A 24275-nucleotide genomic window follows, 5' to 3' on the forward strand; every position below is an offset into this window, starting at 1 on the left:
CCCCTTCGGTCTACCCTGGACGGGTGCCGGAGGACGTGGGGGGCTCGCCGTTCCCGGACGGCTGGGAGCCCGACGACGACCACGACCGCGGGGGCTGGGACGAAGAGTTCGCCTCCGTGGTCTTCGACGAGGACTTCATCAAGGCTGCCGAGGTCCATGAGCCCACCGCGGTCGAGCGGCTGCTCGCCGCTGCGCAGGCGCGCGCCGAGGCCCAGGAGGCCGAGTCCCGCAGGACCCGCATCCGGCCGTCGCCCGACGACGAGTTCTACGACGACGTGGACGGGTACGGCCGCGGCGAAGACGGCGAATTCGGCTGCTACGGGGACGAGTCGGACGAGCTGTACGAGGAGGAGCGCGACCGCGAAAGCCGTCCAGCGGGCGGTATCCGCTGGCGCAGGCCCGTCGCCTGGGCGCTCGCCCTGCTGATGGGCATCGGCATGGTCGCCCTCGCCTTCACGGCCGTCTACCGGGGCGCGTCCTCGGGCAGCCAGGACGAGGTCCCGCCGCCCGCGACGACCGAACTGGAGAAGAACGTTCCGGGCTCGCCCTCCGCCTCCGCGGACTACTCGCAACCGGCGGTTTCGGCCGTTCCGCGGACCCCGTGAGGGGGCGCTCGAGGCGCTCGCGCGGGGGTCCGGAAAGTTGACCGTGCACCAGGGCGTTTACCTGGCGTCGGGGAGACCTACCCTGAAGGTATGAGCGGGCCAGGAGACCCACCGGAGGGGACACCGGACAGCGGTCCCGGTAGTGGCGGCAGCGAGGAAGAGTACCGATCCGTCGTGTTCGACGAATCGTTCGTCAAGGCTGCCCGGCTCCAGGAGTTCTCCGCGCAGGAGCGCATCGGCGACCACTCGCCGGCCGTGCGCCGCCTGCCCGTGCTGCGCCGGGGCCTCACACGGCAGGCCGTCATACTCGTCGTCCTGATCGTGGTCGCCTTCGGCACCGCGGTCTACATGGGCGTACGAAGCCCGTACCGGACCACCCCGGTCGCCCGGAACACCGAACCGCTGCGCATGACCGTCATACCCCTGGCCCCGACGGGCCGCGTCCCCGGCTCCGAGTCCGTGCACGAGCTGTACGAGCACAGCCCTGCCGCCCGGTTCAAGCGCGCCGGCCGTGCCATCGCTCTGCCGGACGACCCGAAGGCCACCGCGCACTTCTCCGACAGCCAGGTCGTCACCGCGCTGACGACGGCCAAGGACTACCTCGTCGACTCCTCGCTCGACCCCGACGTGCTCACGCGCGGCGCCGTGCGCCCGGTGCGGATGCTGATCGACCCGCAGCAGCTCCCGCAGTTCGACCAGAGCGTCAACAGGCCGGTCACCGACGGGCGGCACGCGGCCACCGGCTGGCTCGTCCGCTTCGACCCGGCGCAGGCCACCCTCGTCGATTCACGCATCCGCGTCCGCGGCGCGCTGCATGTGGCCGAGACCGACGCGGACACCCTCGAAGTGACCTCGGACCACACGTTCGTCTACGCGCTGCGGCCCACGGCGAAGGCGGCCGACGGCAAGAAGGCCGAGGCCTCCCTCTTCACCGTCCGCCGCTCCATGCACTTCCGCTTCGACCGCCAGGACCTGCGCAACCACCAGACCGAGCTGCTGGTCTCGTACGTCCAGGCGGGCCCGCTCGCCTGCTCGTCCGACTCCGCCGGGTATCTGCATCCGCTGCTCGCGGGCCAGAGCGCGAAGAAGGGCGGCCCGGCCGGCACCGACCCGTACGCGACGGACAGTGCGACCGCGCTGTGCGGCGCGCTCGCGCCGGACGCCCAGCCGCACGTGTAGGGCCTGTCGTTTGGATCAGGCCGGGCTTCGGGGATCAGCGCTCGCCGTTGCCGTTGCCGTTTCCTGTGCTGTCGTCGTCGGTGCCGTGGTTCCCGCTGGCGCCCCCGCCACCCGTGCCGCCGAAGCCGCCGAAGCCGCGCCGCACCCGGCCGCCCAGGTCGCCCGCGCCGCCCGCGATGTCGCTGACCAGCTTCATCAGCGGGTCCTTCGAGGTCTTCACGGAATCCGTGTAGTGCGAGGCCGACTCGCGCCACGAGTCCGTCACCGAGGTGTCCTTGTCCTCGCTGCGGCGCGGGTAGTGACCGTCCATCAGACGCTGGTAGTCGCGGCTCTCCGCCCACTTCTTCAGCTCGGCGGCGCGCACCGTGGTGAACGGGTGCGAGCGCGGCATCACGTTGAGAATCTTCAGCACGGAGTCGCGCAGATCGCCCCCGGCCTCGTACTCCTCGGCCTGCTTGAGGAACGCGTCCACGTTCATCTGGTGCAGGTGGTTGCCGCCCGCGATCTTCATCAGGCCGCGCATCGACGCCTGCAGGTCCTGGCCGACCAGCAACCCGGCGCGGTCCGCGGAGAGTTCGGACTTGCGGAACCACTCGCGCAGCGCCGTCACGATCGCCATGATCGCGAGGTTGCCGAGCGGGATCCACGCGACGCGCAGCGCGAGGCTGGTCAGGAACAGCAGGATCGTCCGGTACACCGAGTGGCCCGACAGCGCGTGGCCCACCTCGTGGCCGACGACGGCCCGCATCTCCTCCTCGTCGAGGAGCTCCACAAGTCCCGTGGTGACGACGATGATCGGCTCGTCCAGGCCGATGCACATCGCGTTCGGCTGCGGGTCCTGATTGACGTACATCGGCGGGACCTTCTCCAGGTCCAGGATGTAACAGGCGTCCCGCAGCATCGTGTTGAGGTGCGCGAACTGCTCGTCGGACACCCGCACCGAGTCCGACAGGAACAGCAGGCGGAGGCTGCGCTCGGGCAGCAGTCCGCTGAGCGCCTTGAAGACCGTGTCGAACCCGCTGAGCTTGCGCAGCGCGACGAGCGCCGAGCGGTCCGCGGGGTGCTCGTACGCCCGCGAGGAGATCCCCGGGAAGCGCCGACGCTGCCTGCTGGGTACGTTCTCGTGCTGCTCGTTCGGTTCGTCGGGCATCCGACTTCCCCCATGTTCCGTGTGTGCGACGTGTCCCGCCGTATCCGGTGTGCCCCCAAGGTGGAGTCCACACTAGGCGGATATACCGTGACGGGGCAGCACACCGAAGGAGCGAACCGTCATGGAGCACATCGATCAGGTCATCAGCGCGGCGTCGGACCAGGGTGCGGGGAACCTGTTGCGCGGCGTGCTGATCGTGGGCGTTCTGGGCGCGGCCTTCCTCGCCTGGTTCTTGTTGCGGGGCTACAAGAGCGACGACTGACCCCACCGCTTACGATGGGTCAGAAGTCTTTATCCCGATCCCACACCGGATAGGTCCTGCTGAAGATGAGCCTCCACAGCACCGCTGCCCAGCTCGCCACTCTCGCTGCCGAGGGCGAGAACGGCGGCAACCACGAAAGCCTCAGCCCCCTCGTGACGGGCGGCGGCGCCTTCATCATCCTGATCCTGCTGCTGTGGATCACCACGCGCTTCAACCGCGACCGCTGACCCGGGCGGAAGCACTGGGAACGGGCCAGTAGGCTCTGCACGCATGGGAGCGCAGGACATGCCTACCGGCCCGGTCAACAGCCCGGCCGGCGGCCCGGATCACGAGTGGGCCTCACCGGCCAAGCGACGCCTCGGCGTCATGGGCGGGACGTTCGACCCGATCCACCACGGACACCTGGTGGCGGCCAGTGAGGTCGCCGCGCAGTTCGACCTCGACGAGGTGGTGTTCGTGCCCACCGGGCAGCCCTGGCAGAAGAGCGCCAAGAGGGTCTCTCCGGCCGAGGACCGCTATCTGATGACGGTCATCGCGACCGCCGAGAACCCGCAGTTCTCGGTGAGCCGCATCGACATCGACCGCGGTGGTCCGACGTACACGACGGACACGCTGCGCGATCTGCGTCAGCTCAACCCCGACGCCGACCTCTTCTTCATCACGGGTGCCGACGCTCTGGGCCAGATCCTCACCTGGCGTTACACCGACGAGCTGTTCTCCCTGTCACACTTCATCGGAGTCACGCGGCCGGGCCACACGCTCGCCGATCCGGGTCTGCCGGAGGGCGGCGTCTCGTTCGTCGAGGTTCCCGCCCTCGCCATCTCGTCCACGGACTGCCGTGACAGGGTCGCCAAGGGTGACCCCATCTGGTACATGGTGCCGGACGGTGTGGTGCGCTATATCGACAAGCGCCAGCTGTACCGAGGCGACTGAACCCTGCACCGCCGAGAGGGGCATCGGTGAACGACCGATACGACGGTTACGACCAGCAGAACTACGAACTGGTCGGCTATGACGAGTTCGGCCAGCCGGTCTACCGGCCGGTCCAACAGGCGCCGTCGTACGAGCAGAACTCAGCGTACGGGTACGGCTACGACTCGTATGCGGGCGGACAGCAGCAGCCGACCGGGCAGCAGCACCAACAGCCCCAGCAGCCCCCTTCGTACGACCCCTACGGCGGGGCGCCGCAGCAGTTCCAGCAACCTCAACAGCAGCCACAGCCGCAGCAGTTCCAACAGTCTCAGCAGGCGCAACAGCCGCAGCAGTTCCAACAGTCGCAGCAGCCCCAGCAAGCTCAGCAGGCCACGGCGTACATCCCGCAGCAGGCCCCGCCGCCCGCGCCGTCGCAGGCCCAGCAGCCCGACCGCGACTACCGCACCGAGCAGTTCGAGTTCGTCGAGGAGCCGGACGAGGACTCCGAAGACGTCATCGACTGGCTGAAGTTCACCGAATCGCGCACCGAGCGGCGCGAGGAGGCGCGGCGCCGCAGCCGCAGCCGGGGCATCGCCCTCGTCGTCGTCCTCGCCCTGTGCCTGGTCGGCGGCGCCGGCTACCTCTGGTACCAGGGCAAGCTGCCGTTCCTGTCGAAGGACGCGGCGAAGGCGGGTGCGGCCTCCGCGGTCGGTCCGCAGAACCGTGACGTCATCGTCGTCCACCTGCACAACACCAAGGGCGGCGGCACGTCCACGGCGCTGCTCGTGAACAACACGACCACGAAGCGGGCCACCTCCGTCCTGCTGCCGAACTCCCTCGCCCTGTCCGACGAGGACGGCACGAGCACCACGCTCGCCAAGTCCGTCGACGAGGACGGCTCCTCCGGAACAAGCGACGGCCTCGACACCCTGCTCGGCACCGACATCCAGGGCACCTGGCGGCTCGACACCCCGTACCTCAACAACCTCGTCGAGCTCGTCGGCAACATCGACGTCACCACGAACGCGACCGTGCCCGACCCCGCCAAGAAGGGCACCGTGCTCGTCCACAAGAGCGCGGACCAGACCCTCAGCGGCCCGGCGGCCGTGGCGTACGCGACGTACCGGGCCAAGGGCGAGCCGCAGACGGCGCAGCTCGAGCGGTTCGGTCAGGTCATGCAGGGCGTGCTGCGCAAGCTGTCGTCCGACCCGCAGGCCGCGACGACGACCGTGCAGACGCTCGCCCAGATCCTCGACCCGTCGCTGACCGAGAAGGACCTCGGCGCCTTCCTCGCCAAGCTCGCCGACCGGGCCAAGGAGGGCGACTACAAGAGCGAGGTGCTGCCGGTGCAGCGCGGCGGCGCCATCTCCCGGTCCACTGCGGACTCGGTGGTCGAGAACGTGCTCGGCGGCACCGTGAAGTCCCCGTCCAGCGGCGACTCGCTGCGCGTCGGCATCGAGAACGCCACGGGGAACAAGGCCCGCACCGAGAAGGCCCGCGTCGCCCTGGTCAACGGCGGCTACACGTTCGTGTCCGGTGGAACCGGAACGGCGATCGCGACCTCCCGGGTGACGTACGCGGACGCCTCGCACAAGAAGGACGCCGTGGAGGTCGCCAAGACCCTGGGCCTGCCGACGTCGGCCGTGACCAAGGGCAAGGCGGCGAGGAACGCGGACGTCTCCGTGGTGCTGGGCCAGAACTACACCGGTCAGTGACCGCCCACCGGTGGCCCGGCGCCCCGCGCGCGTGGGGCCACCGGTAAGGCCGTGAGGCGTGTCGGCGGACCGTGAGACCCTTGGGGTACCCCCCTGAGGGATCTCTCAGGGGATCCAGACCGCCGACGGAAAGCCTTGTAGTGACCGCCACTGACCGTTCCATCGAGCTCATCAACGTCGCCGCGCAGGCGGCCGCAGACAAGCTCGCGCACGACATCATCGCCTACGACGTCAGCGATGTGCTGTCCATCACGGATGCCTTCCTGCTCGCTTCGGCGCCCAACGACCGCCAGGTCAAGTCGATCGTCGACGAGATCGAGGAGAAGCTGAACAAGGAGCTCGGCGCCAAGCCGGTGCGCCGCGAGGGCGACCGTGACGCCCGCTGGATCCTGCTCGACTACGTCGACATCGTCGTCCACGTCCAGCACAGCGAGGAGCGCGTCTTCTACGCCCTGGAGCGGCTGTGGAAGGACTGCCCCGAGATCGACCTGCCCGAGGAGGCCAAGGCCACCCGCGGCAAGGGCGAGGAGCACGCCAAGGAGCGCGAGGCCGCGGCCGAGGAGATGCGTGAGCTCGGTGGTGAGGTGCTGTGACCAGCGCCTCACCTCGGGGGCGGCGCGTCGTCCTGTGGCGGCACGGTCAGACCTCCTGGAACCTGGAGCGCCGTTTCCAGGGCACCACGGACATCGAGCTGACCGAGGACGGCGTCGGCCAGGCCCGCCGCGCGGCCCGGCTGCTCGCCTCCCTGAGGCCGGACGCGATCGTCGCCTCCGACCTCAGGCGGGCCGCGGCGACGGCCGCCGAACTCACCGCGCTCACGGGCCTCGAAGCCACGTACGACGAGGGCCTGCGCGAGACATACGCGGGTGAGTGGCAGGGCCTCACGCACGAGGAGATCATCGCCAGGTACGGCGACCAGTACGCCGCGTGGAAGCGCGGCGAGCCCGTGCGTCGCGGTGGCGGCGAGCTGGAGACCGAGGTCGCCGACCGGGCCGCGCCCGTCGTGCTGCGGCACGCGGACAAGCTGCCCGACGACGGCCTGCTGGTCGTGGTCAGCCACGGCGGCACCATCCGCACCACCATCGGCCGGCTGCTCGGCCTGGAGTCCCACCACTGGGAGGGACTCGGCGGCCTGTCGAACTGCTGCTGGTCCGTCCTCGGCGAGGGCGCCCGCGGCTGGCGTCTGCTGGAGCACAACGCGGGCACGCTGCCGGAACCGGTCCTCGGCGACGACGACTAGGCACCTTCGCAGGGTGCCCGAGTGCCTGCCAGGACCGGCCCCTCGGGCCGCAGGGGCCGGATTTCACTTTCCGGCAGGTCGCAGGCTAAAGTTCTTCTTGTTCGGCCCGCCGGGGGAAAGCCCGGAGGGGGAAGAACGCGAGGGGCTATAGCTCAGTTGGTAGAGCGCCTGCATGGCATGCAGGAGGTCAGGAGTTCGATTCTCCTTAGCTCCACAGGAATCAAAGATCCCGTCCCGTAAGGGGCGGGATTTTTCGTTGCCGATTTTGCGGCAGATTTGAGGCGTCGAGGGCGCCCGGGGCGTATACCTCAGCGGACGTCGTGTCCGGACTGGTACGCGGGCGTCGCTGACCGGGTCGCTTCCGCCGTGGCAGAATCGGACGGCCGGAACGGGGCTGTGTCCGACCGACGAAGGCGGCCCGCTGGGGAGGGAGTGCGCGATGCCCTTGAGCATCAACGAGGAAGCCGATCGCTTCCTCGGCATGGCAGCGATATCCGCCGAGCCCCCGGCCGGTTCCGAAGACGTCCCGTCCCTCGACTGTCCGTCCTGCGGCTCCTCCCACGTCGCGCAGATGCTCGGCGACAACGGCGGGATCTCGTACGTGTGCACGGCCTGCGGCCACAGCTGGAGCTGAGCGGAACACATGGGTGCACACAGGAGGAAGTGCGACTGGTGCGGCAGCGGCACGCCCATCGTGCGGGACATGGAGCCGCTGAACCCCGACTACCAGTACTGGTGCGAGGAATGCGCGCGGGCGCTGATCATAAAAGGCGACCCGATCGAGACGTACCGCGAGCTGGAGGGCGAGCCGATCTACGGCCGGCTCCTGGACGAGCACTGCACGCTCAAGCGCTTCTATTCGTTCGCCAGAGCCTGACCGCGGAGTACGCGAGGAAGGCGCAGGCCACTCCTACGTAGAGCGCCGAAAGCATCGACTCCCCTGCGTTCTGGTGGAGTTCGGGCCGCCCGTCGGTGTGCGGCACCCACCACAGTGCGTAGGTGCAGAACGTCAAGGCCAGGGCGAGCGCGGCCTTTTGGCGGCCCGACTCCCACACGAACAGCGCCAACGGCACGCACCAGACCCAGTGGTGGGACCACGAGACCGGGCTGACCAGGAGCGCCGTCGTCGCGCACGCCACCACCGCCTGGGCCCTGCGCCCGCGCAGCGCCGCCGCGACCGCGACCGCGAGTCCGATTACGGCGGTCACGGCGGCGGCAACTGCCCACCAGGTCCCGGGATCTCCGGTGTGCAGAAGTCGGGCCAGTACGCCGCGCAGCGACTGGTTGCCGGTCTCCTCGGCGTGGCCGGGGCGGTCCGACTCGAAGACCATCCGCGTCCAGAAGTGCCGGGAGTCGTGCGGCAGGACGACGGCCGTCAGGACGGTCACGCAGACGAACGAGCCCACCGCCACGCAGGCCCCGCGCACCCATGGCCGCCAGGCCCCGCCCCGCGCCAACTGCGCGAGTCCCGTGCACAGCAGGAAGACGGCGAACAGCGCGGGCGTCAGTTTGATCGCGGCCGCGATGCCGATCCCCACGCCTGCCCAGCGGTGCCCGGGCCGGCGCGTCAGGTCCCACAGGACGAGCACGGCGAGCAGCAGATTGACCTGCCCGTAGCGCAGCGTCGTCCACACCGGCTCGCACCACACGGCGGCGGCGGCCACCCACAAGGCGTGCTCCACGCGCGCGTGGCGTCGCACGAGACGCAGGGAGAGGTGCACAAGACCGAAGAGGAGGGCGAGGTTCAGGGCGGTCGCGGCGACCTTCATGGTCACCACGTCCAGGTACGTCAGCGGCAGGAACAGCAGCGCGGCGAACGGCGGGTAGGTGGTCGGCAGGCCGGCGTGGGTCGCGCGCATCGCATACAGGTCGCCACCTGTGCGGACCGTCCAGCCCTCCGCCCGGTAGACCATCAGATCGATCATCGAGACGTCGGCCGCGCGCTGGGCGATCACGAAGGCGGCGAACGAGAGCAGGCAGGCCCCGAGCGCTGCCGGTGCGTGGCGGGTGCGGGGCAGGGCGAGCACAGTCACATGAGGGAACACTAGTAGTCGTCAACGGCGACTTTTCCCTACAGAAGGGGGCGGAACGGAAACGATTTGGTGATGCACCCCGGTGACCGTGTAATGTTGGCGACGCCGCCGGGGAGACCGACAGGGAAGCCCCGGAGGACCAAAGCACGGGGCTATAGCTCAGTTGGTAGAGCGCCTGCATGGCATGCAGGAGGTCAGGAGTTCGATTCTCCTTAGCTCCACAGGAACGTGAAGGCGGGCCATCCGATTCGGATGGCCCGCCTTTGTTTGTGTCCACGGGTGTTTGTGTCGACGGGCTATCTCCGGGCGCGGCTGCGGCCGGGCGGGAGCGCGGGGCGCGCCGGCCTCCGGTCCTGCGCGGCCGCCGATGCGTCCTCCTCGATCCGCAGCGCCAGCGCGGGGCAGCGGCGCACGGCCCGTACCGCGTTCGCCTCCGAGTAGCCGGGGACCGCCGCCTCCGCGACCGTCGGGAAGCCGTCGGGTCCCAACTGCAGCAGCTCCGGCACGATGTCCGCGCACAGGCCGTGGCCCCGGCACAGCGTCCAGTCGACGGCGAGCCGCTTGCCGCTCGGCGTCGAGGCCGCCGGCGCCTCTGCGTGCAACGGCAGCACACCGAGCACCGGGCGGCCGCAGCCGGCGCCCAGGACGTGCGCCGCCAGGTCGTCAGTGAACGCCGAGATCGTCGACTCGATGAACGCCGCCGAACCGTCCGGGTGCTTGCACGCCCCGCGCCGCTTCACCGCGTGCGTGACCTCGCGCAGCGCCTCCAGGGCGGTCGGGCCGCCTCCGTTCAGCACGTCCTCGAGGCCGCGCGCCGCCGCGGGCAGCCCCAGGTAGCAGGGCCCGCACTGGCCCGCGCTCTCCGAGGCCAGCCACTGCGCCACCTTCAGGGCCTCGCCGAGCGGGCAGGTGTCAGGACCGATCGGCAGGATCGCCCCGGCGCCCAGGGCGCCGCCCGAGGCCTCCAGGGAGGCGCGGGAGACGATGGCGTCCTGCGCGCCGACCCCGTCCAGCCACTTGCCGTGATAGCCGCCCGTGAGGACGCCCTGGGGAAGCGGGGGAGCGCCCGCGAGTTGGAGTACGTAGCGCAGCGGGACGCCGGACGGCACCTCCAGGACCATCGGGCGGGCGACCGCCCCGGAGAGCGTCAACAGGACCGTGCCGGGCTCGTCGTGCAGGCCCGTGCGGCAGTAGCGCTCGGCCCCCGTGCGGGTCGCGATGGCGAGCTGGGCGAAGGTCTCCGCGTTCGACAGGAGCGTGGGGGCGCCGCCGACGCCGGAGTCGGAGGCGCGGACCTTGCGGCCCGGCGGCATGGGCGGGCCGCCGTCCGCCGAGCGGATCAGGGCCGAGGACTCGCCGGTGACCATGCGCACCGGATTGCGCTGCACGCGTGCGCGCAGTGGTGCGCCCCGACGGTTCGTCAGGCCGCGCTCGGCGAGGGCCGCCTGCATCGACGCCTCGGTGCTGTCACGGGTCACGCCGATGACGAGCGTGCGCGCGCCGATCGCCTCCGCGACGAGCAGGGCGCCGTCCAGGATCAGGTGTGGGGCCCGGTTGATGAGCACGGTGTCCTTGCGGCAGGCGGGCTCGTCCTCGCTGCCGTTGACGACGACGACCGGGCGCACTCCGCGCCGGATCGCCGACTCCGCGACCGCGCGGAGCTTCTTGGCGAAGGGGAAGCCCGCGCCGCCGCGGCCGCGCAGGGATATCGCCTGGGCCAGCTGCGCGAGCTGTTCGCCCGCCATGGGTTCCAGTGGTCCGTGCACCTTCAGGTGCATGTCGAGGTCGAGCCGCTCCACGAGGTCGAACCCCGAAGTGAGCTGGGGAAGTCCGACGACCCGGACTTCCGGGACGTCGGGCAGTGCGGTGTTCACTGCGTGCCTCCGTAGGGCATGGTCCAGGGCTCGCCGGAAGCGGGTGCTTGGTAGGGGCCGGGGAGCGGTTCGGTGGGATCTGGCGCTTCCGTGTAGCCGGGCGCTTCCTTATAGACGTCTTCGTAGGCGCCGCTGTTCATGCCGTCTCCGTAGGAGGCGGGGTAGCCGGGCACGCCTCCGTAGGGGGTGTCGTACGTCGGGTCGTACTGGGAGGGCGGGGCTGGGGCCGGGGGTGGCGGGGAGGGGGCGGGCCAGCGCTCGGTGGGTGCGGCCGGCATGGCGGCCGTGGGGTCCGCGTACTGCTGCAGGTATGGGACCGACTGCGTGGGCAGCTCCTCGCGGGGGAGAGCGGACACCGCGCGGTAGGCGGCCGCGAAGCCGATGTCGGCCTGCGTCGGGGGAGCGGGTTCGAAGGTGGGCTGCGGGGCGGGCTCCGGGCGGGACTGCGGGGCGGCCGGTGCGGGCTCGCTGCGGGGCTGCGGGAGGGGTGACCCGGCCCGCCTGGTGCCGCCCGCGCGCGGTCCGGCGTCCAGGAATTCGAGGATGCGCACCGCCACCTTGCGCCGTACGGCCTGCGGCGACGCCCGAAGGGCGATCGCGCCGGCGACCGCGACCAGGGCCAGGCAGTACAGGACGGTCACGTACGCCTTCGCGGGCCGGCCCGAGTACAGGCCGTGCATGAGGGCGAAGCACCAGGCCGGGTAGGCGAGCATGTGGGTCGCGCGCCAGCGGGTGGCGAGCCGGGCGGGGGAGGCCATGGAGCTGCGCAGCGCGCCCGTGACGCCTGTGGCGATCATGAGGAGTCCGGCGGTCACGCCCAGGCCGATCAGGCCCGCGCTGCCGTTGAAGCCCCCGGAGAACGGGATCAGCGCGCCGAGCAGCGTCACGTGCGAGAGCGCGAGCTTCACGCTGATGTGCAGCAACAGGAAGACGAGCGAGGAGACCGCGGTGATCCGGTGCACGGCCTGCGCGAGCAGCCGCTGCCGTGAGGTGAGGAAGACCCGGTCGGAGGCGACCAGGCCCCAGACGACGGACGAGGTCAGCGAGACCAGGCAGAGCACGCCCGCGCCGAAGTCGAGCGTCGCCCGCACAGCGTCGCTTCCGACGGACACGAGTACGGGCAACAGGAGGACGACTGCCGCGATGAGCAGCCCTGTTCTCCTGCGACGGCCGGCACCGGGTGTGCGTGAACTCCTCGGCGTACGAAGGGAGTTCAGGGGGTGAGGGGTTCGAGGGTTCATGGGGGTGACTCCGAACGGTTCGGCACGGTGGTCCCACGGCCCGCACTCTAGATCGAGGCATACCGGGCAGTACGAGGTTTGAGTTATCTCGCTGTTATCTACGAGATGTTTGGTCTTTGCGTTGTCCCGATAGGGGTCGGTACGCCGAGTAATCCCTGGGGTGGGGTGGGGCACAGGGGAAGCCCGTCGCGGGTCGAGCGAGGGCTGCGGTACCCTGACGCCATGCGTGCCGTACGCCTTCTGCTTAGCGAGCCGCGCTGATCAGTCCCGACCCGCCCCCAGGGCGTGAGGTCGGAATCGGCGCGGCGTCCCCTCCTGTGCGAGGGGCTTTTTCATTTCTGAGCACGGGCCGCTGGCAGACACAATCGATGGAGCTTTGAGGATCATGAGCGAGACGAATTCCGCCGCCGCTTCCGAGGCGGCGGTCGCGCCGCACCGCTACACGGCGGTCATGGCCGCCGACATCGAGGCACGCTGGCAGGACTTCTGGGACGCCGAGGGCACGTACGAGGCGCCGAACCCGAGCGGTGACCTGGCGGGCGACCCGCAGGTCGCGTCGCGGCCCAAGAAGTTCATCATGGACATGTTCCCGTACCCCTCCGGTGCGGGCCTGCACGTCGGCCACCCGCTGGGCTACATCGCCACGGACGTCTTCGCGCGCTTCCAGCGCATGACGGGCCACAACGTGCTGCACACCCTGGGCTTCGACGCGTTCGGCCTGCCCGCCGAGCAGTACGCCGTGCAGACGGGCACCCACCCGCGCGCGTCGACCGAGGCCAATATGGTCAACATGAAGGTCCAGCTGCGCCGGCTGGGCCTGGGCCACGACAAGCGCCGGTCGTTCGCCACGATCGACCCGGAGTACTACAAGTGGACGCAGTGGATCTTCCTGCAGATCTTCAACTCCTGGTACGACGACGACCTGCAGAAGGCCCGTCCGATCGCCGACCTGGTCAAGCAGTTCGAGACCGGTGAGCGTGCCGTTCCCGGCGGCGGCTCCTGGAGCGGGCTGAACGAGGGCGAGCGCGCCGACATCCTGGGCGATTACCGCCTGGCGTACGCCTCCGACGCGCCCGTGAACTGGGCGCCGGGCCTGGGCACCGTCCTGGCCAACGAGGAGGTCACCGCCGACGGCCGCTCCGAGCGCGGCAACTTCCCCGTCTTCAAGTCGAAGCTGCGCCAGTGGAACATGCGCATCACGGCCTACGCGGACCGCCTGATCGACGACCTGGACGGCCTGGACTGGCCCGAGGCGATCAAGCTGCAGCAGCGCAACTGGATCGGCCGCTCCGAGGGTGCGCGTATCGACTTCGCGGTCCCGGACGCCGATGGCTCCGGCAAGGAGAAGATCACCGTCTTCTCCACCCGCCAGGACACTCTGTTCGGCGCCACCTACATGGTGCTGGCCCCCGAGCACGACCTGGTCGAGAAGATCACCCCGGCCGCCTGGCCGGAGGGCACCCACGACGTCTGGACGGGCGGTCACGCGACCCCTGCCGACGCCATCGCCGCCTACCGCAAGCAGGCCGCCGCCAAGTCCGACGTCGAGCGCCAGACCGAGGCCAAGGACAAGACCGGCGTCTTCACGGGCGCGTTCGCGACCAACCCGGTCAGCGGCGAGCAGGTCCCCGTCTTCATCGCCGACTACGTACTGATGGGCTACGGCACCGGCGCGATCATGGCCGTGCCGGCGCACGACAGCCGTGACTTCGCCTTCGCGCGCGCCTTCGAGCTGCCCATGCGCTGCGTGGTCGAGCCGAGCGACGACCGCGGCACCGACCCCTCGACGTGGGACGACGCGTTCGTCGCGGGCGACGCGAAGCTGGTGAACTCCGCGGGCGACGAGGTGAACCTGGACGGCCTGGGCGTCGCCGACGCCAAGGCCCGCATGACCGAGTGGCTGGAGCGCAAGGGCATCGGCTCGGGCACGGTCAACTTCCGGCTGCGCGACTGGCTGTTCAGCCGTCAGCGCTACTGGGGCGAGCCCTTCCCGATCGCCTACGACGAGGACGGCATCGCCCACGCGCTGCCCGAGTCGATGCTGCCGCTGGAGCTGCCCGAGGTCGAGGACTACAGCCCGCGCACCTTCGACCCGGACGACGCCGACACGCGGCCCGAGACGCCGCTGTCGCGCAACGAGGACTGGGTCAACGTCACGCTGGACCTGGGCGACGGCCGTGGGCCGCGCAAGTTCCGCCGCGAGACCAACACCATGCCCAACTGGGCGGGTTCGTGCTGGTACGAGCTGCGTTACCTGGACCCGAACAACAGCGAGAAGCTGGTCGACCCGGAGATCGAGCAGTACTGGATGGGCCCCCGCGAGGGCATGCCCACCGGCGGTGTCGACCTGTACGTAGGCGGCGCCGAGCACGCCGTGCTGCACCTGCTGTACGCGCGCTTCTGGTCGAAGGTGCTGTTCGACCTGGGCCACATCTCGTCGGCCGAGCCGTTCCACAAGCTGTACAACCAGGGCATGATCCAGGCGTACGTCTACCGGGACGCGCGCGGGATCGCCGTACCGGCCGCCGAGGTGGAGGAGCGCGACGGCGCGTACTACTACCAGGGCGAGAAGGTCAGCCGCCTGCTGGGCAAGATGGGCAAGTCCCTGAAGAACGCCGTCACGCCGGACGAGATCTGCGCCGAGTACGGCGCGGACACGCTGCGCCTGTACGAGATGGCGATGGGCCCGCTGGACGTCTCCCGGCCGTGGGACACGCGCGCGGTGGTCGGCCAGTTCCGGCTGCTGCAGCGCCTGTGGCGCAACGTCGTCGACGAGACGACCGGCGAGGTCACCGTCGTCGACGTGCCCGAGGCGGACATCGACGTGGCCACGCTGCGCGCCCTGCACAAGGCGATCGACGGTGTGCGCGGCGACCTGGAGGGCATGCGGTTCAACACGGCGATCGCCAAGGTCACCGAGCTGAACAACCACCTGGTCAAGTCGTACGCGGGAGGCTCGCTGCCGCGTTCCGTGGCCGAGTGCCTGGTGCTGCTGGTCGCGTCGCTGGCCCCGCACGTCGCCGAGGAGCTGTGGCGCAAGCTGGGCCACAGCGAATCCGTCGTCCACCAGGACTTCCCGGTCGCCGACCCGCAGTACGTGGTCGACGAGGCCGTGACCTGCGTCGTCCAGATCAAGGGCAAGGTCAAGGCCCGCCTGGAGGTCTCCCCGGCGATCTCCGACGAGGAGCTGGAGAAGATCGCCCTGGCCGACGAGAAGGTCGTCGCCGCGCTGGACGGCGCCGGCATCCGCAAGGTCATCGTGCGGGCGCCGAAGCTGGTGAACATCGTGCCTGCGTGATCGGGCACATCGCGCCTGCGTGATCGGCACATCGTGCCTGCGTAAGGCGCTCAGGGTTGTTCCCTACGGGCAGGTTGGGGGTTCCGCTGGAACCCTCGGCCTGCCCGCTCCGTTTACGGTGGAGAGACCGGTTGGGCGGGGCGACCTTGAGGAGAGCGCGCTATGGAAGCCGTGCTATTGATCATTGCGCTGATCTTCGTCGCGTTTTTGGCGTTCGGCGGGTACATGACGGTGAAGGCGGTCGGCGCCGCCAAGCGCGGGGTGGACCGCAAGGTCGAGCAGGCGCGGCGGGCGGTGGAGGACACCACACTGCGCGCCAAGAGCTATGTGCAGCCCGGCACGGCAGCCGAGTTGGCGCAGCTGCGGCTGCATCTGCGCACCTCCATGCGGGCCACGCAGGACGCGCTGCACGCGCGCGTGGCCGAGGACGCCTCGCTCAAGGAGTCCCTCGGCCTCTTCGAGCGCCTGAGTGCGCACGGGCACGAGGTGGACGCCGAGCTGAAGCGCCTGGAGAGCGAGCCCGACAAGGGGCAGGTGGCGCGGGTGCTGCCGGAGCTCAGGACGCGCACGGAGCAGATCACGCGGTCGGCCGACGCGCTGCGGCACGCGGCCCGCGACCGGGCCGGCCGGTTCGCGAGCGACGACCTGGACGCGCTGAGTTCGCAGATCGACCTGGAGGCCGGCGCGCTGCGGCACTGGACGACCGAGCCGGGCTCCGGAGCGGGATCTGCGGCAGCACCCGAGCCCGAGCCCGCCTGGCAGGCGCCGGGGACGGACCGCAGGCAGGGGCGCGATCGGGAGCAGAACCGGGCCGCGATCACTCCGCCAGGTGTACGCCCCGTGTATCCGTGGGAGAAGAAACCCCGTCCGGAGAGCACGACTTGATCGCCCGCCGACGCGCGTCGTCCGATGGCCGGGAGGCAGGGGCCGGGCTGCCGCCGGGAGACCGTGGCAGGTAATCTCCGGTGCATGTCCCGCCATGTCGCGATCGTCACCGATTCAACGGCCTACCTGCCGCAGCGGACGATGGAGCGCCACGGCATCACGGCGGTGCCGTTGACCGTGGTCCTGGGTGACCGGGCGCTCGAAGAGGGTACGGAGATCTCCGCCCGCTCGGTCGCGGAGGCGCTGCAGAAGCGCCGGTCGGTGACGACGTCGAGACCCAGCCCGGAGCAGTTCGCCGAGACCTACCGCAAGGTGGCCGAGTCCGGCGCCACCGCCATCGTCTCGCTGCACCTGTCCGCCGAGATCTCCGGGACGTACGACGCCGCGGTGCTGGCCGCGCGCGAGGCCCCGGTCCCGGTACGCGTCGTGGACACCGGAATGGTGGCCATGGCCCTCGGCTTCTGCGCGCTCGCGGCGGCGGAGACGGCCGACGCCGGGGGCACCGTCGACGAGGCGGTGAACGCGGCGGAGAAGCGGGCCTCGGGCACCTCCGCGTACTTCTACGTCGACACGCTGGACTATCTGCGCCGGGGCGGCCGGATCGGCGCCGCGCAGGCGCTGTTCGGGTCCGCGCTCGCGGTCAAGCCGCTGCTCCAGCTCGACGGCGGCCGCATCGAACTCCTGGAAAAGGTCCGCACGTCGTCGAAGGCGATCGCGCGGCTGCAGGAGATCGCGGCCGAGCGGGCGGGCAGCGCGCAGGTGGACGTGGCCGTGCACCATCTGGCCGCGCCGGAGCGGGCGGAGGCGCTCGCGGAGTGGCTGCGCGAGCATGTGCCGGGTCTGGCCGAGCTGCATGTCAGCGAGGTGGGCGCGGTGATCGGGGCGCACACCGGGCCGGGGTTGCTGGGGGCTGTGGTCTCGCCGCGGACGTAGGGCGGTGACTGTTCGGCTGGTCCGGCGGTCGCGTGCGTGCCTGCTTTGTCGGCCGCGTGTTCTCCTGGTCCGTCGGGCGCGTGCGTGCCTGTTCCGTTGGCGGCGTGCTCGCCTGATCCGTCAGTCGCGTGGGTGACAGAGTTATCCACAACTGCCGGGTTGTCCCCGGGAATTGAGCAAGATCCACGTGCCGGTGGCGCGGTGCCTACCGTCTCGTGACATGGAACTTCGATCACGGACACGGACGGCACACGCATCCAGCGGACCGGGGCGCGGCCCCGCATCGGACAGCCGCGCCCGGCAGCGGCACGTGGTGCGGCGGCGCGCGCGGCGCAGGCGCGTCGAGGCGGAGCGGACTCGGGTGCGGGCGGAGGCGCTGTTCGCGCCGCCGGGGGCGTTGGTGGAGCCGGTGCAGGGCTCGGGTTCTGCACAGGGGCAGGCCTCGGGGCTTGCGCAGGACCGGGACCTGGCGCCCTCGCAAGGCCCTGCGCCTGCGCAGGATCAGGGCCCTGCGCCCTCGCGGCGCGAGCGGGCGGCGTTCGCCCTGCGGGACCGGTTGCCGCTGTGGGTGCAGACGCGGTGCGGGGTCGAGCGGCGCGGTGCCCTGGCGCTGGCCGTTCTCGTCGGCGTGGTGGGGCTCTTCGCCGTGCAGCACTTCTGGGCGGGGCGTACGCAGCCGGTGCGGGCGCCCGAGACGGTGCGGGCGGCGGCGCCGCGAGCCGTGGGGCCTCCGGGCGGCGGGGCCTCGCCCGCGGCGGTGGGGCAGGGGCCGGGGTCGGGACCGGGGCTCGTGGCGAGCGGTGCCACCGGGGTCGTCGTGGACGTCAGCGGAAAGGTGCGACGGCCGGGGATCCAGCGACTGCCCGCCGGGGCCCGGGTCGCGGACGCCTTACGGGCGGCAGGTGGGCTGCGCCCCGGTACGGACACCGAGGGGCTCAACAGGGCGCGGCTCCTCGTGGACGGTGAGCAGGTCGTGGTGGGCGCGCCGGCAGCGGCAGCGGCCGCCGCGCCGTCGGGAGCGCCCGTTGGGGCGTCGGCCCCGGCGGGCCCGATCGGCCTCAACACGGCCACCCTGGAACAGCTCGACACCTTGCCGGGCGTCGGCCCCGTACTGGCGCAGCACATCGTCGACTACCGCACGGAGCACGGCGGTTTCCGCTCCGTCGACGAGCTGCGTGAGGTCAATGGCATCGGTGATCGGCGCTTCGAAGATCTGCAGAATGCCGTACGGCCATGAGTCGCCAGGTCGTGAATCGGCCAGTCATACATCGCCCGGTCATGCGGGGTGGCCGGGAGGCGTTGTCCGCGGTGGGGCGGCTCGGTGATGCGCATCCTCGCCAAGAGGGGCCGCTGGACCTGAGGTTGGTGCCGCCCGCGCTCGCGGCGTGGGGCACGGCGGCGCTGATGGTGACCGGTTCGCCGTGGTGGGCGGGGCTCGTGGCGGTGGCGTGTGCGGTCGGTGGGGCGGGGCTGGTGGTCGCTGGGCGTGGTGGGGCCGGGCGCCCGGCGCGGCCCTGGCGTGGTCCGTCGGCGGCGGCGCTGCTCCTGTGCACCGCCGCGGCCGCGGCCTCCGCCGGGCTGCACGGGGCCGACCTGCGGCGCGGTCCCGTGCCCGGGCTCGGGGCCGAATTCGCCCGCGTGGACGTCGAGTTGGAGGTGACCTCCGATCCCCGGCTCACCCGGCCGAGGATCAGCGGGAACCACGCGGCGCCGACGTCGGTGCTGGTGGAGGCGGACGTGGTGCGGGTGACGGGCCCGGACGGGGGCATGGCGCGAACGCGGGCGCCGGTGCTGGTCGTGGTGGGCGGGGGAGGCAAGGGGGACAGCGAAGACAGAGGCGACAGGGAAGGAGGAGGCAGCGGCGAGAGGAGGGAAAGTGGGCCCGCGTCTCCGCCCGCACCCGGCAAGTCGTCGCAGGTGCGCGGCAGTTCATGGCTGTCGGTGCTTCCGAGTACCAGGGTGCGGGTACGCGGGAGTCTCGCGCCGCCGATGGTCGCGGGGGACCGGGTCGCGGCGGTGCTGCGGGTCGGGAGTGGGGAGCGGGCGCGGGTCGTGGGGGCGCCGAGCCGGGCGCAGCGGCTGGCCGGGGTGCTGCGGGCGGGGCTGCGCGAGGCCACCGGCGGGCTCGACGCGGACGCGCGCGCACTGCTTCCCGGGCTCGTCGTCGGCGACACGGCGCGTGTAACTCCGGAGCTGCATGCCGCCTTCGAGGAGACGGATCTGTTGCACCTCATGGCGGTCAGCGGGGCCAACTTCACGATTCTGCTGGCCCTGTTGATCGGCCCGCCCGGCACGGCGCAACGTGTCGAGCGGCGTGGACTCGCGCCCCGGGTCGGTCTGCCGTTGCGGACGACCGCGGTGCTCGGTGGGGCCCTCACGCTCGGCTTCGTGGTGGTGTGCCGGCCCGAGCCGAGCGTGCTGCGGGCGGCGTCGTGCGGGCTGATCGCGCTGCTCGCCGTGGCCACCGGGCGCCGCAGATCCCTCATCCCCGCCCTGGCCACGGCGGTGCTGCTGCTCGTCCTGTACGACCCGTGGCTGGCGCGGAGTTACGGGTTCCTGCTGTCGGTGCTCGCCACAGGTGCGCTGCTGACGCTGGCGCCGCGGTGGAGCGCTGCGCTGCGCGGGTGCGGGGTGCCCGCACGGCTCGCCGAGGGCCTGGGGGCCGCCGCTGCCGCGCAGGCGGTGTGCGCTCCGGTCGTCGCGGTGCTGGCGGCGCGGGTGAGCCTGGTGGCGGTGCCGTGCAATCTGCTCGCGGAGTTCGCGGTCGCGCCCGCGACCGTGCTCGGGTTCGCGGCGCTGGCGATGGCGCCGCTCGCGATGCCGGTGGCGAAGTCCCTTGCCTGGTGCGCCGGTTGGCCCACGGGGTGGATCGCAGACCTCGCCAGGGCCGGGGCCGCCCTGCCCGGTAGCGGGATGGACTGGCCGGGTGGCTGGCGCGGCGGGGCGCTGCTCGCGCTCGGCACGGCGGTTCTCGTGCTCATGGGACGCAGGGCACTCGCGTCGCCGTGGATCTGCGGGGTCTGCGCGCTGCTGCTCGTGCTGGTGATCACGCGGCCCGCACCGCTCGTGCGGGGTGTCACGGGTTGGCCGCCGGCCGGCTGGCGCCTGGCCATGTGCGACGTGGGGCAGGGCGACGCCCTGGTGCTCGCGGCGGGGGCGGGGACCGGGGTGGTGGTGGACGCGGGCCCCGACCCGCTGCTTGTCGACCGGTGCCTGCGCTCACTGGGCGTCACCCGGGTCCCGGCGGTGGTGCTCACGCACTTCCATGCGGACCATGTGGCCGGGCTCGCGGGGGTGTTGCGGGGGAGGGCCGTCGGGCAGATCGAGACGAGCGGGTTCGAGGAGCCGCCGGACCAGGTGGCCTTCGTGCGGAGGGAGGCCGCCCGGCGCGGGGTCCCGGTGGTGCGCGCCGTGGCGGGGGAGCGGCGCAGGGCGGGGCCGCTCGACTGGCAGGTGCTGTGGCCCCCGCCGGACCCGGCCCCGACTCCGGACGGGCCGAACGACGCGAGCGTGACCCTGCTCGTCCGCGTCGCGGGGCTGACCCTGCTGCTCCTCGGCGACCTCGAACCACCGGCGCAGCGCGCCCTGTTGAGAACGCCCGCCGGGGCTCGGCTGCCCCCGGTCGACGTGCTCAAGGTCGCCCATCATGGCTCGGCGTACCAAGATCCGGAGCTGTTGCGCAGGGCCGCGCCCCGCGTCGCGCTGATCTCGGTGGGCCGTGACAACCCGTACGGCCACCCGGCACCCAGCACGCTGGCGGCGCTGCGGGCGCGCGGTGCGGCCGTGCTCAGGACTGACCGGGAGGGGGCGGTCGCGGTCGTGGGAGGGGGCGGTGGGGAGCTCCGGGTGTTCCCGTAGCGCGGCCGATGCTGCCCAGGTGCTGCCCAGGTGCTGCTCAGGACGGTGTTCTTGTCATGTGGGCGCATGTTGCCTCGAAACTACCCACGATGATCGAATGCTTGTCGAATGCAGTAGATCAGGTAGTTGTCCAGGCGTTCTGGGGTGGGTAGGACATGTTCGGCCTCCGATGGAGAAACCGTACTAACCGGTCAGTAGATTCGAGTTCCCTCGGGGGGAGGGCGGTGCCGCCGGGTGCGGGGGTGCTCAGCGGCCGGATCATCGATGCCGTGAGCGAGCCGGTGCGCGGCGCCGAGTTCCAGGTGAACGACGCGATGGGGCGCAAGGTGGTGAGCGGGGGCGTCGACCCGTTCGGCTCGTTCGTGGCGACCGTGCCCGCGGGGGACTACCGGCTCGCCGTGTCGGCCGAGGGGTACGCGCCGTTCCGCGGCGGGGCCACGGTGGTCGAGGGTGCGCAGGCGGCGCTCGGTGACGTGACGCTCCAGGTGTCCGCGCCGCCGCCGCTGCCGAAGCCGGGGGACTGGGAGCTCGAGCCGACGCACTCGTCGATCGGGTTCACGGCGCGGCACATCGGGATGGCGCGGGTCTACGGCCGGTTCAACACGTTCGCCGGTGTGTTGCGGGTGGCCGAGCGGGTCGAGGACTCCGCGATGCATGTCGTCATCGACGCCTCGTCCATCGATACGAACGTCAAGATGCGCGACGACCACCTCAGGTCCGGGGACTTCCTCGACGTCGAGCGCTTCCCGACGCTGGAGTTCTACAGCGACCGCTTCGTGCACAAGGGCGGCAGCCGCTGGGCGATCACCGGGGCGCTCTCGCTGCACGGTGTGACCCGGACGGTCACGCTGGACGCCGAGTACCTGGGCGTGGGCACCGGCATGGAGGGCGAGACCCGGGCCGCCTGTCGCGCGAGCACGGAGCTGCACCGCGACGACTTCACCGTGAGCTGGCAGACCATGCTGGCGCGGGGCATCGCCGTCGTCGGCTCCAGCGTCCGCATCGACCTCGACATACAGGTCGTGCCCAAGGGCTGACCCGCTGACCCCGTGCGGCGCCGCCGCCGGCGTGCCGGAAAATGGTGGCGTGAGCGATGTGAGACACGTACTGGTGCTGCCCGACCGGGACGCCGCAGAGGAGGCCGCGGAGGCGCTCAAGGAGCGCTTCGGGGTGGCCGAGGAACCCCAGCTCGTACGGGACGCGCTGGCCGGTGAGGACGACGCCGAGGACGCGCAGTGGCTGCTGGTCGTGGAGGACGCGACGGAGCGGCTGTCCGCCGATGAGCTGGACGGGTTCGCGGCCGAGTGGGAGGGCTGGCGCGAGGAACCGTAGGGCTGCTGGGTTGGTCGGCCCTGCGCCCCGGACCAGTGAGCCCCACGCCCGGACCAGTGAGCCCTGCGCCAGGACCCGTGAGCCCGGCCCCGGCTTCGTTCAGTAGGGGCGGGCTTGTCAGTGGCGCGTGGGATGCTTGGCGCGATGGCCAGGAAGACTGCAAACGACGAACCGCTCGCTCCTCTCACCGTCGCGGTGGGGCAGGAGGATCTGCTGCTCGACCGCGCGGTGCAGCAGATCGTGGCGGCCGCGCGCGCCGTGGACGCGGACACCGACGTCCGGGACCTCACCTCCGATCAGCTGCAGCCGGGGACGCTGGCCGAGCTGACCAGCCCCTCGCTGTTCGCCGAGCGCAAGGTCGTCGTCGTACGCAATGCGCAGGACCTGTCCGCGGACACGGTCAAGGACGTCAAGGCGTACATCGGCTCGCCCGCCGAGGAGATCACGCTGGTGCTGCTGCACGCCGGTGGCGCCAAGGGGAAGGGCCTGCTGGACGCGGCGCGCAAGGCCGGGGCCAGGGAGGTCGCCTGTCCCAAGATGACGAAGGCCTCGGATCGGCTGGCCTTTGTACGGAGCGAGTTCCGGGCGCTCGGGCGGTCCGCCACCTCCGAGGCTTCCCAGGCGCTCGTCGACTCCATCGGGAGTGATCTGCGGGAGCTGGCTTCCGCGGTGTCGCAGCTCGCCGCCGACGTCGAGGGGACCATCGACGAGGCCGTTGTCGGGCGGTACTACACGGGGCGGGCCGAGGCGTCCAGCTTCACCGTCGCCGACCGGGCCGTGGAGGGGCGGGTGGCCGAGGCGCTGGAGGCGCTGCGGTGGTCGCTCTCGACCGGGGTGGCGCCGGTGATGATCACCAGTGCGTTGGCTCAGGGGGTGCGGGCGATCGGGAAGCTGTCGTCCGCGCGCGGGGGGCGGCCGGCGGATCTTGCGCGGGAGCTGGGGATGCCGCCGTGGAAGATCGATCGGGTGCGGCAGCAGATGCGGGGGTGGACGCCGGACGGGGTCGCTGTCGCGTTGCGGGCGGTGGCTGAGGCCGATGCGGGGGTCAAGGGGGCCGGGGACGATCCGGAGTATGCGTTGGAGAAGGCCGTCGTGACGGTGGCTCGGGCTGCCCGGGCGCGCGGGTAGCGGGTCAGCGCGGCACCGCGGGAAGTCGCCCCCGCCGCCCCTTCCCGTCCCGTCCCTGGGGCTGCGCCCCAGACCCCTGTCGGCCTTCGGCCGTGTCCTCAAACGCCGGACGGGCTGGAATGAAACGCCCGACGGCCTGGAATCGAACGCCGGACGGGCTGGATCGGAACGCACCGATGCCCCGCCCTTGGAAAGGGCGGGGCATCGGGTCAAGCGTTGTGCGAGCCCGCACCCGCGTGGCGAACGCAGATCGCGTGCGGGCTCTTGGGTGTCGGTCGGGGGCGGAGAGAGAGGGCCCGCCCGGGTCCTACCGACGGCAGTTCAGTTCAGGTCAGGCCTGGATGGACGCGACCTTCGAAGCAAGCGCCGACTTCTTGTTGGCGGCCTGGTTCTTGTGGATGACGCCCTTGGAGACGGCCTTGTCGAGCTGACGCGCGGCAACGCGCTGCGCCTCGACGGCCTTCTGGACGTCACCGGAGGCAGCGGCCTCGCGGGCCTTGCGGATCGAGGTCTTGAGGGAGGACTTCACGGCCTTGTTGCGCAGCCGAGCCTTCTCGTTGGTCTTGATCCGCTTGATCTGGGACTTGATGTTCGCCACGAAATGAGCCTTTTCAGGTTCAGGCACGGATC

23 protein-coding genes and 2 tRNA genes are annotated in these 24275 nt (G+C 71.3%); 20 read left to right on the plus strand and 5 right to left on the minus strand.

Annotation, left to right across the window (positions count from 1 at the left end; translation table 11 throughout):
- Positions 1 to 23 precede the first annotated feature (23 nt).
- Positions 24 to 605, plus strand: coding sequence for an SCO2584 family spore wall biosynthesis protein (locus OG746_RS28170; protein WP_443063085.1), 582 nt, complete (start codon positions 24 to 26; stop codon positions 603 to 605).
- Positions 606 to 695: 90 nt separating this feature from the next.
- Positions 696 to 1784 carry an SCO2583 family membrane protein gene (locus OG746_RS28175; RefSeq protein ID WP_266719709.1) on the plus strand — a complete coding sequence of 363 codons (1089 nt, stop codon included), beginning with the start codon at positions 696 to 698 and terminating at the stop codon, positions 1782 to 1784.
- Positions 1785 to 1818: 34 nt separating this feature from the next.
- On the opposite strand, the gene OG746_RS28180 is transcribed toward OG746_RS28175, so the two are convergent.
- Positions 1819 to 2934 (minus strand): M48 family metallopeptidase, encoded by a 1116-nt coding sequence (locus tag OG746_RS28180; RefSeq protein WP_266719711.1) that lies wholly within the window; start codon positions 2932 to 2934, stop codon positions 1819 to 1821.
- A 121-nt stretch (positions 2935 to 3055) separates the two neighbouring features.
- Between OG746_RS28180 and OG746_RS28185 the strand changes: the two genes are divergently transcribed.
- The 9 genes from OG746_RS28185 (at position 3056) to OG746_RS28225 (ending at position 7940) form a co-directional block, all read left to right on the plus strand.
- A complete protein-coding gene (locus tag OG746_RS28185; protein ID WP_266719713.1) occupies positions 3056 to 3196 on the plus strand; it encodes a hypothetical protein in 141 nt (46 codons plus the stop codon).
- Positions 3197 to 3261: 65 nt separating this feature from the next.
- Entirely contained in the window at positions 3262 to 3423 is a 162-nt protein-coding gene (locus OG746_RS28190; protein ID WP_266719715.1) for a hypothetical protein, read from the plus strand.
- A 43-nt stretch (positions 3424 to 3466) separates the two neighbouring features.
- Positions 3467 to 4129, plus strand: coding sequence for a nicotinate-nucleotide adenylyltransferase (nadD, locus tag OG746_RS28195; protein WP_266719717.1), 663 nt, complete (start codon positions 3467 to 3469; stop codon positions 4127 to 4129).
- 26 nt (positions 4130 to 4155) lie between these two features.
- The gene (locus OG746_RS28200) at positions 4156 to 5823 is read left to right on the plus strand and encodes an LCP family protein (RefSeq protein WP_266719719.1); all 1668 of its coding nucleotides are present in this window, start codon (positions 4156 to 4158) and stop codon (positions 5821 to 5823) included.
- Positions 5824 to 5963: 140 nt separating this feature from the next.
- Positions 5964 to 6416, plus strand: coding sequence for a ribosome silencing factor (rsfS, locus tag OG746_RS28205; protein ID WP_266719721.1), 453 nt, complete (start codon positions 5964 to 5966; stop codon positions 6414 to 6416).
- Positions 6413 to 7063, plus strand: a complete 651-nt coding sequence (locus OG746_RS28210; protein ID WP_266719723.1) for a histidine phosphatase family protein — start codon at positions 6413 to 6415, stop codon at positions 7061 to 7063. The genes rsfS and OG746_RS28210 overlap by 4 nt, the downstream gene beginning before the upstream one ends.
- Before the next feature lie 141 nt (positions 7064 to 7204).
- A tRNA-Ala gene (locus tag OG746_RS28215) sits at positions 7205 to 7277 on the plus strand.
- A 225-nt stretch (positions 7278 to 7502) separates the two neighbouring features.
- Positions 7503 to 7697, plus strand: coding sequence for a hypothetical protein (locus tag OG746_RS28220; protein ID WP_266719725.1), 195 nt, complete (start codon positions 7503 to 7505; stop codon positions 7695 to 7697).
- A gap of 9 nt (positions 7698 to 7706) precedes the next feature.
- A complete protein-coding gene (locus OG746_RS28225; protein WP_266719727.1) occupies positions 7707 to 7940 on the plus strand; it encodes a hypothetical protein in 234 nt (77 codons plus the stop codon).
- Here the strand turns inward: OG746_RS28225 and OG746_RS28230 are convergent.
- Entirely contained in the window at positions 7909 to 9096 is a 1188-nt protein-coding gene (locus OG746_RS28230) for a glycosyltransferase 87 family protein (RefSeq protein WP_266719729.1), read from the minus strand. The genes OG746_RS28225 and OG746_RS28230 overlap by 32 nt on opposite strands.
- Positions 9097 to 9244: 148 nt before the next feature.
- On the opposite strand from OG746_RS28230, the gene OG746_RS28235 reads away from it, so the two are divergent.
- Positions 9245 to 9317, plus strand: a tRNA-Ala gene (locus OG746_RS28235).
- Positions 9318 to 9392: 75 nt separating this feature from the next.
- Here the strand turns inward: OG746_RS28235 and OG746_RS28240 are convergent.
- Together OG746_RS28240 and OG746_RS28245 are read right to left on the minus strand one after the other, a co-directional pair.
- Complete coding sequence (locus OG746_RS28240; protein WP_266719731.1) at positions 9393 to 10970, minus strand: NADH-quinone oxidoreductase subunit NuoF family protein; 1578 nt, start codon at positions 10968 to 10970, stop codon at positions 9393 to 9395.
- On the minus strand, positions 10967 to 12082 hold the full coding sequence (locus tag OG746_RS28245) for a cytochrome b/b6 domain-containing protein (protein WP_266719733.1): 1116 nt from the start codon (positions 12080 to 12082) through the stop codon (positions 10967 to 10969). Before OG746_RS28245 ends, OG746_RS28240 begins: the two co-directional genes overlap by 4 nt.
- A gap of 514 nt (positions 12083 to 12596) precedes the next feature.
- On the opposite strand from OG746_RS28245, the gene leuS reads away from it, so the two are divergent.
- The 8 genes from leuS to holA all read left to right on the plus strand — a co-directional run bounded on the left by leuS (position 12597) and on the right by holA (position 23645).
- A complete protein-coding gene (gene leuS, locus OG746_RS28250) occupies positions 12597 to 15509 on the plus strand; it encodes a leucine--tRNA ligase (protein WP_266719735.1) in 2913 nt (970 codons plus the stop codon).
- Between the two features lie 162 nt (positions 15510 to 15671).
- Positions 15672 to 16394, plus strand: coding sequence for a hypothetical protein (locus tag OG746_RS28255; protein ID WP_266719737.1), 723 nt, complete (start codon positions 15672 to 15674; stop codon positions 16392 to 16394).
- 84 nt (positions 16395 to 16478) lie between these two features.
- On the plus strand, positions 16479 to 17327 hold the full coding sequence (locus tag OG746_RS28260) for a DegV family protein (protein WP_266719739.1): 849 nt from the start codon (positions 16479 to 16481) through the stop codon (positions 17325 to 17327).
- Positions 17328 to 17547: 220 nt separating this feature from the next.
- Entirely contained in the window at positions 17548 to 18564 is a 1017-nt protein-coding gene (locus OG746_RS28265) for a ComEA family DNA-binding protein (protein WP_266719741.1), read from the plus strand.
- 41 nt (positions 18565 to 18605) lie between these two features.
- Complete coding sequence (locus OG746_RS28270) at positions 18606 to 21185, plus strand: ComEC/Rec2 family competence protein (protein WP_266719743.1); 2580 nt, start codon at positions 18606 to 18608, stop codon at positions 21183 to 21185.
- Positions 21186 to 21340: 155 nt separating this feature from the next.
- Positions 21341 to 22222, plus strand: coding sequence for a YceI family protein (locus tag OG746_RS28275; RefSeq protein WP_266719745.1), 882 nt, complete (start codon positions 21341 to 21343; stop codon positions 22220 to 22222).
- A 49-nt stretch (positions 22223 to 22271) separates the two neighbouring features.
- Positions 22272 to 22517 (plus strand): hypothetical protein, encoded by a 246-nt coding sequence (locus OG746_RS28280; RefSeq protein WP_266719747.1) that lies wholly within the window; start codon positions 22272 to 22274, stop codon positions 22515 to 22517.
- A 144-nt stretch (positions 22518 to 22661) separates the two neighbouring features.
- Positions 22662 to 23645, plus strand: coding sequence for a DNA polymerase III subunit delta (gene holA / locus OG746_RS28285; protein ID WP_266719749.1), 984 nt, complete (start codon positions 22662 to 22664; stop codon positions 23643 to 23645).
- Positions 23646 to 23976: 331 nt separating this feature from the next.
- Here holA and rpsT read toward each other — a convergent pair whose 3' ends face one another.
- Complete coding sequence (gene rpsT, locus OG746_RS28290; RefSeq protein WP_266719751.1) at positions 23977 to 24243, minus strand: 30S ribosomal protein S20; 267 nt, start codon at positions 24241 to 24243, stop codon at positions 23977 to 23979.
- Positions 24244 to 24275: the final 32 nt, after the last annotated feature.

The organism is Streptomyces sp. NBC_01016 (assembly GCF_026341035.1).
GTDB lineage: Bacteria > Actinomycetota > Actinomycetes > Streptomycetales > Streptomycetaceae > Streptomyces.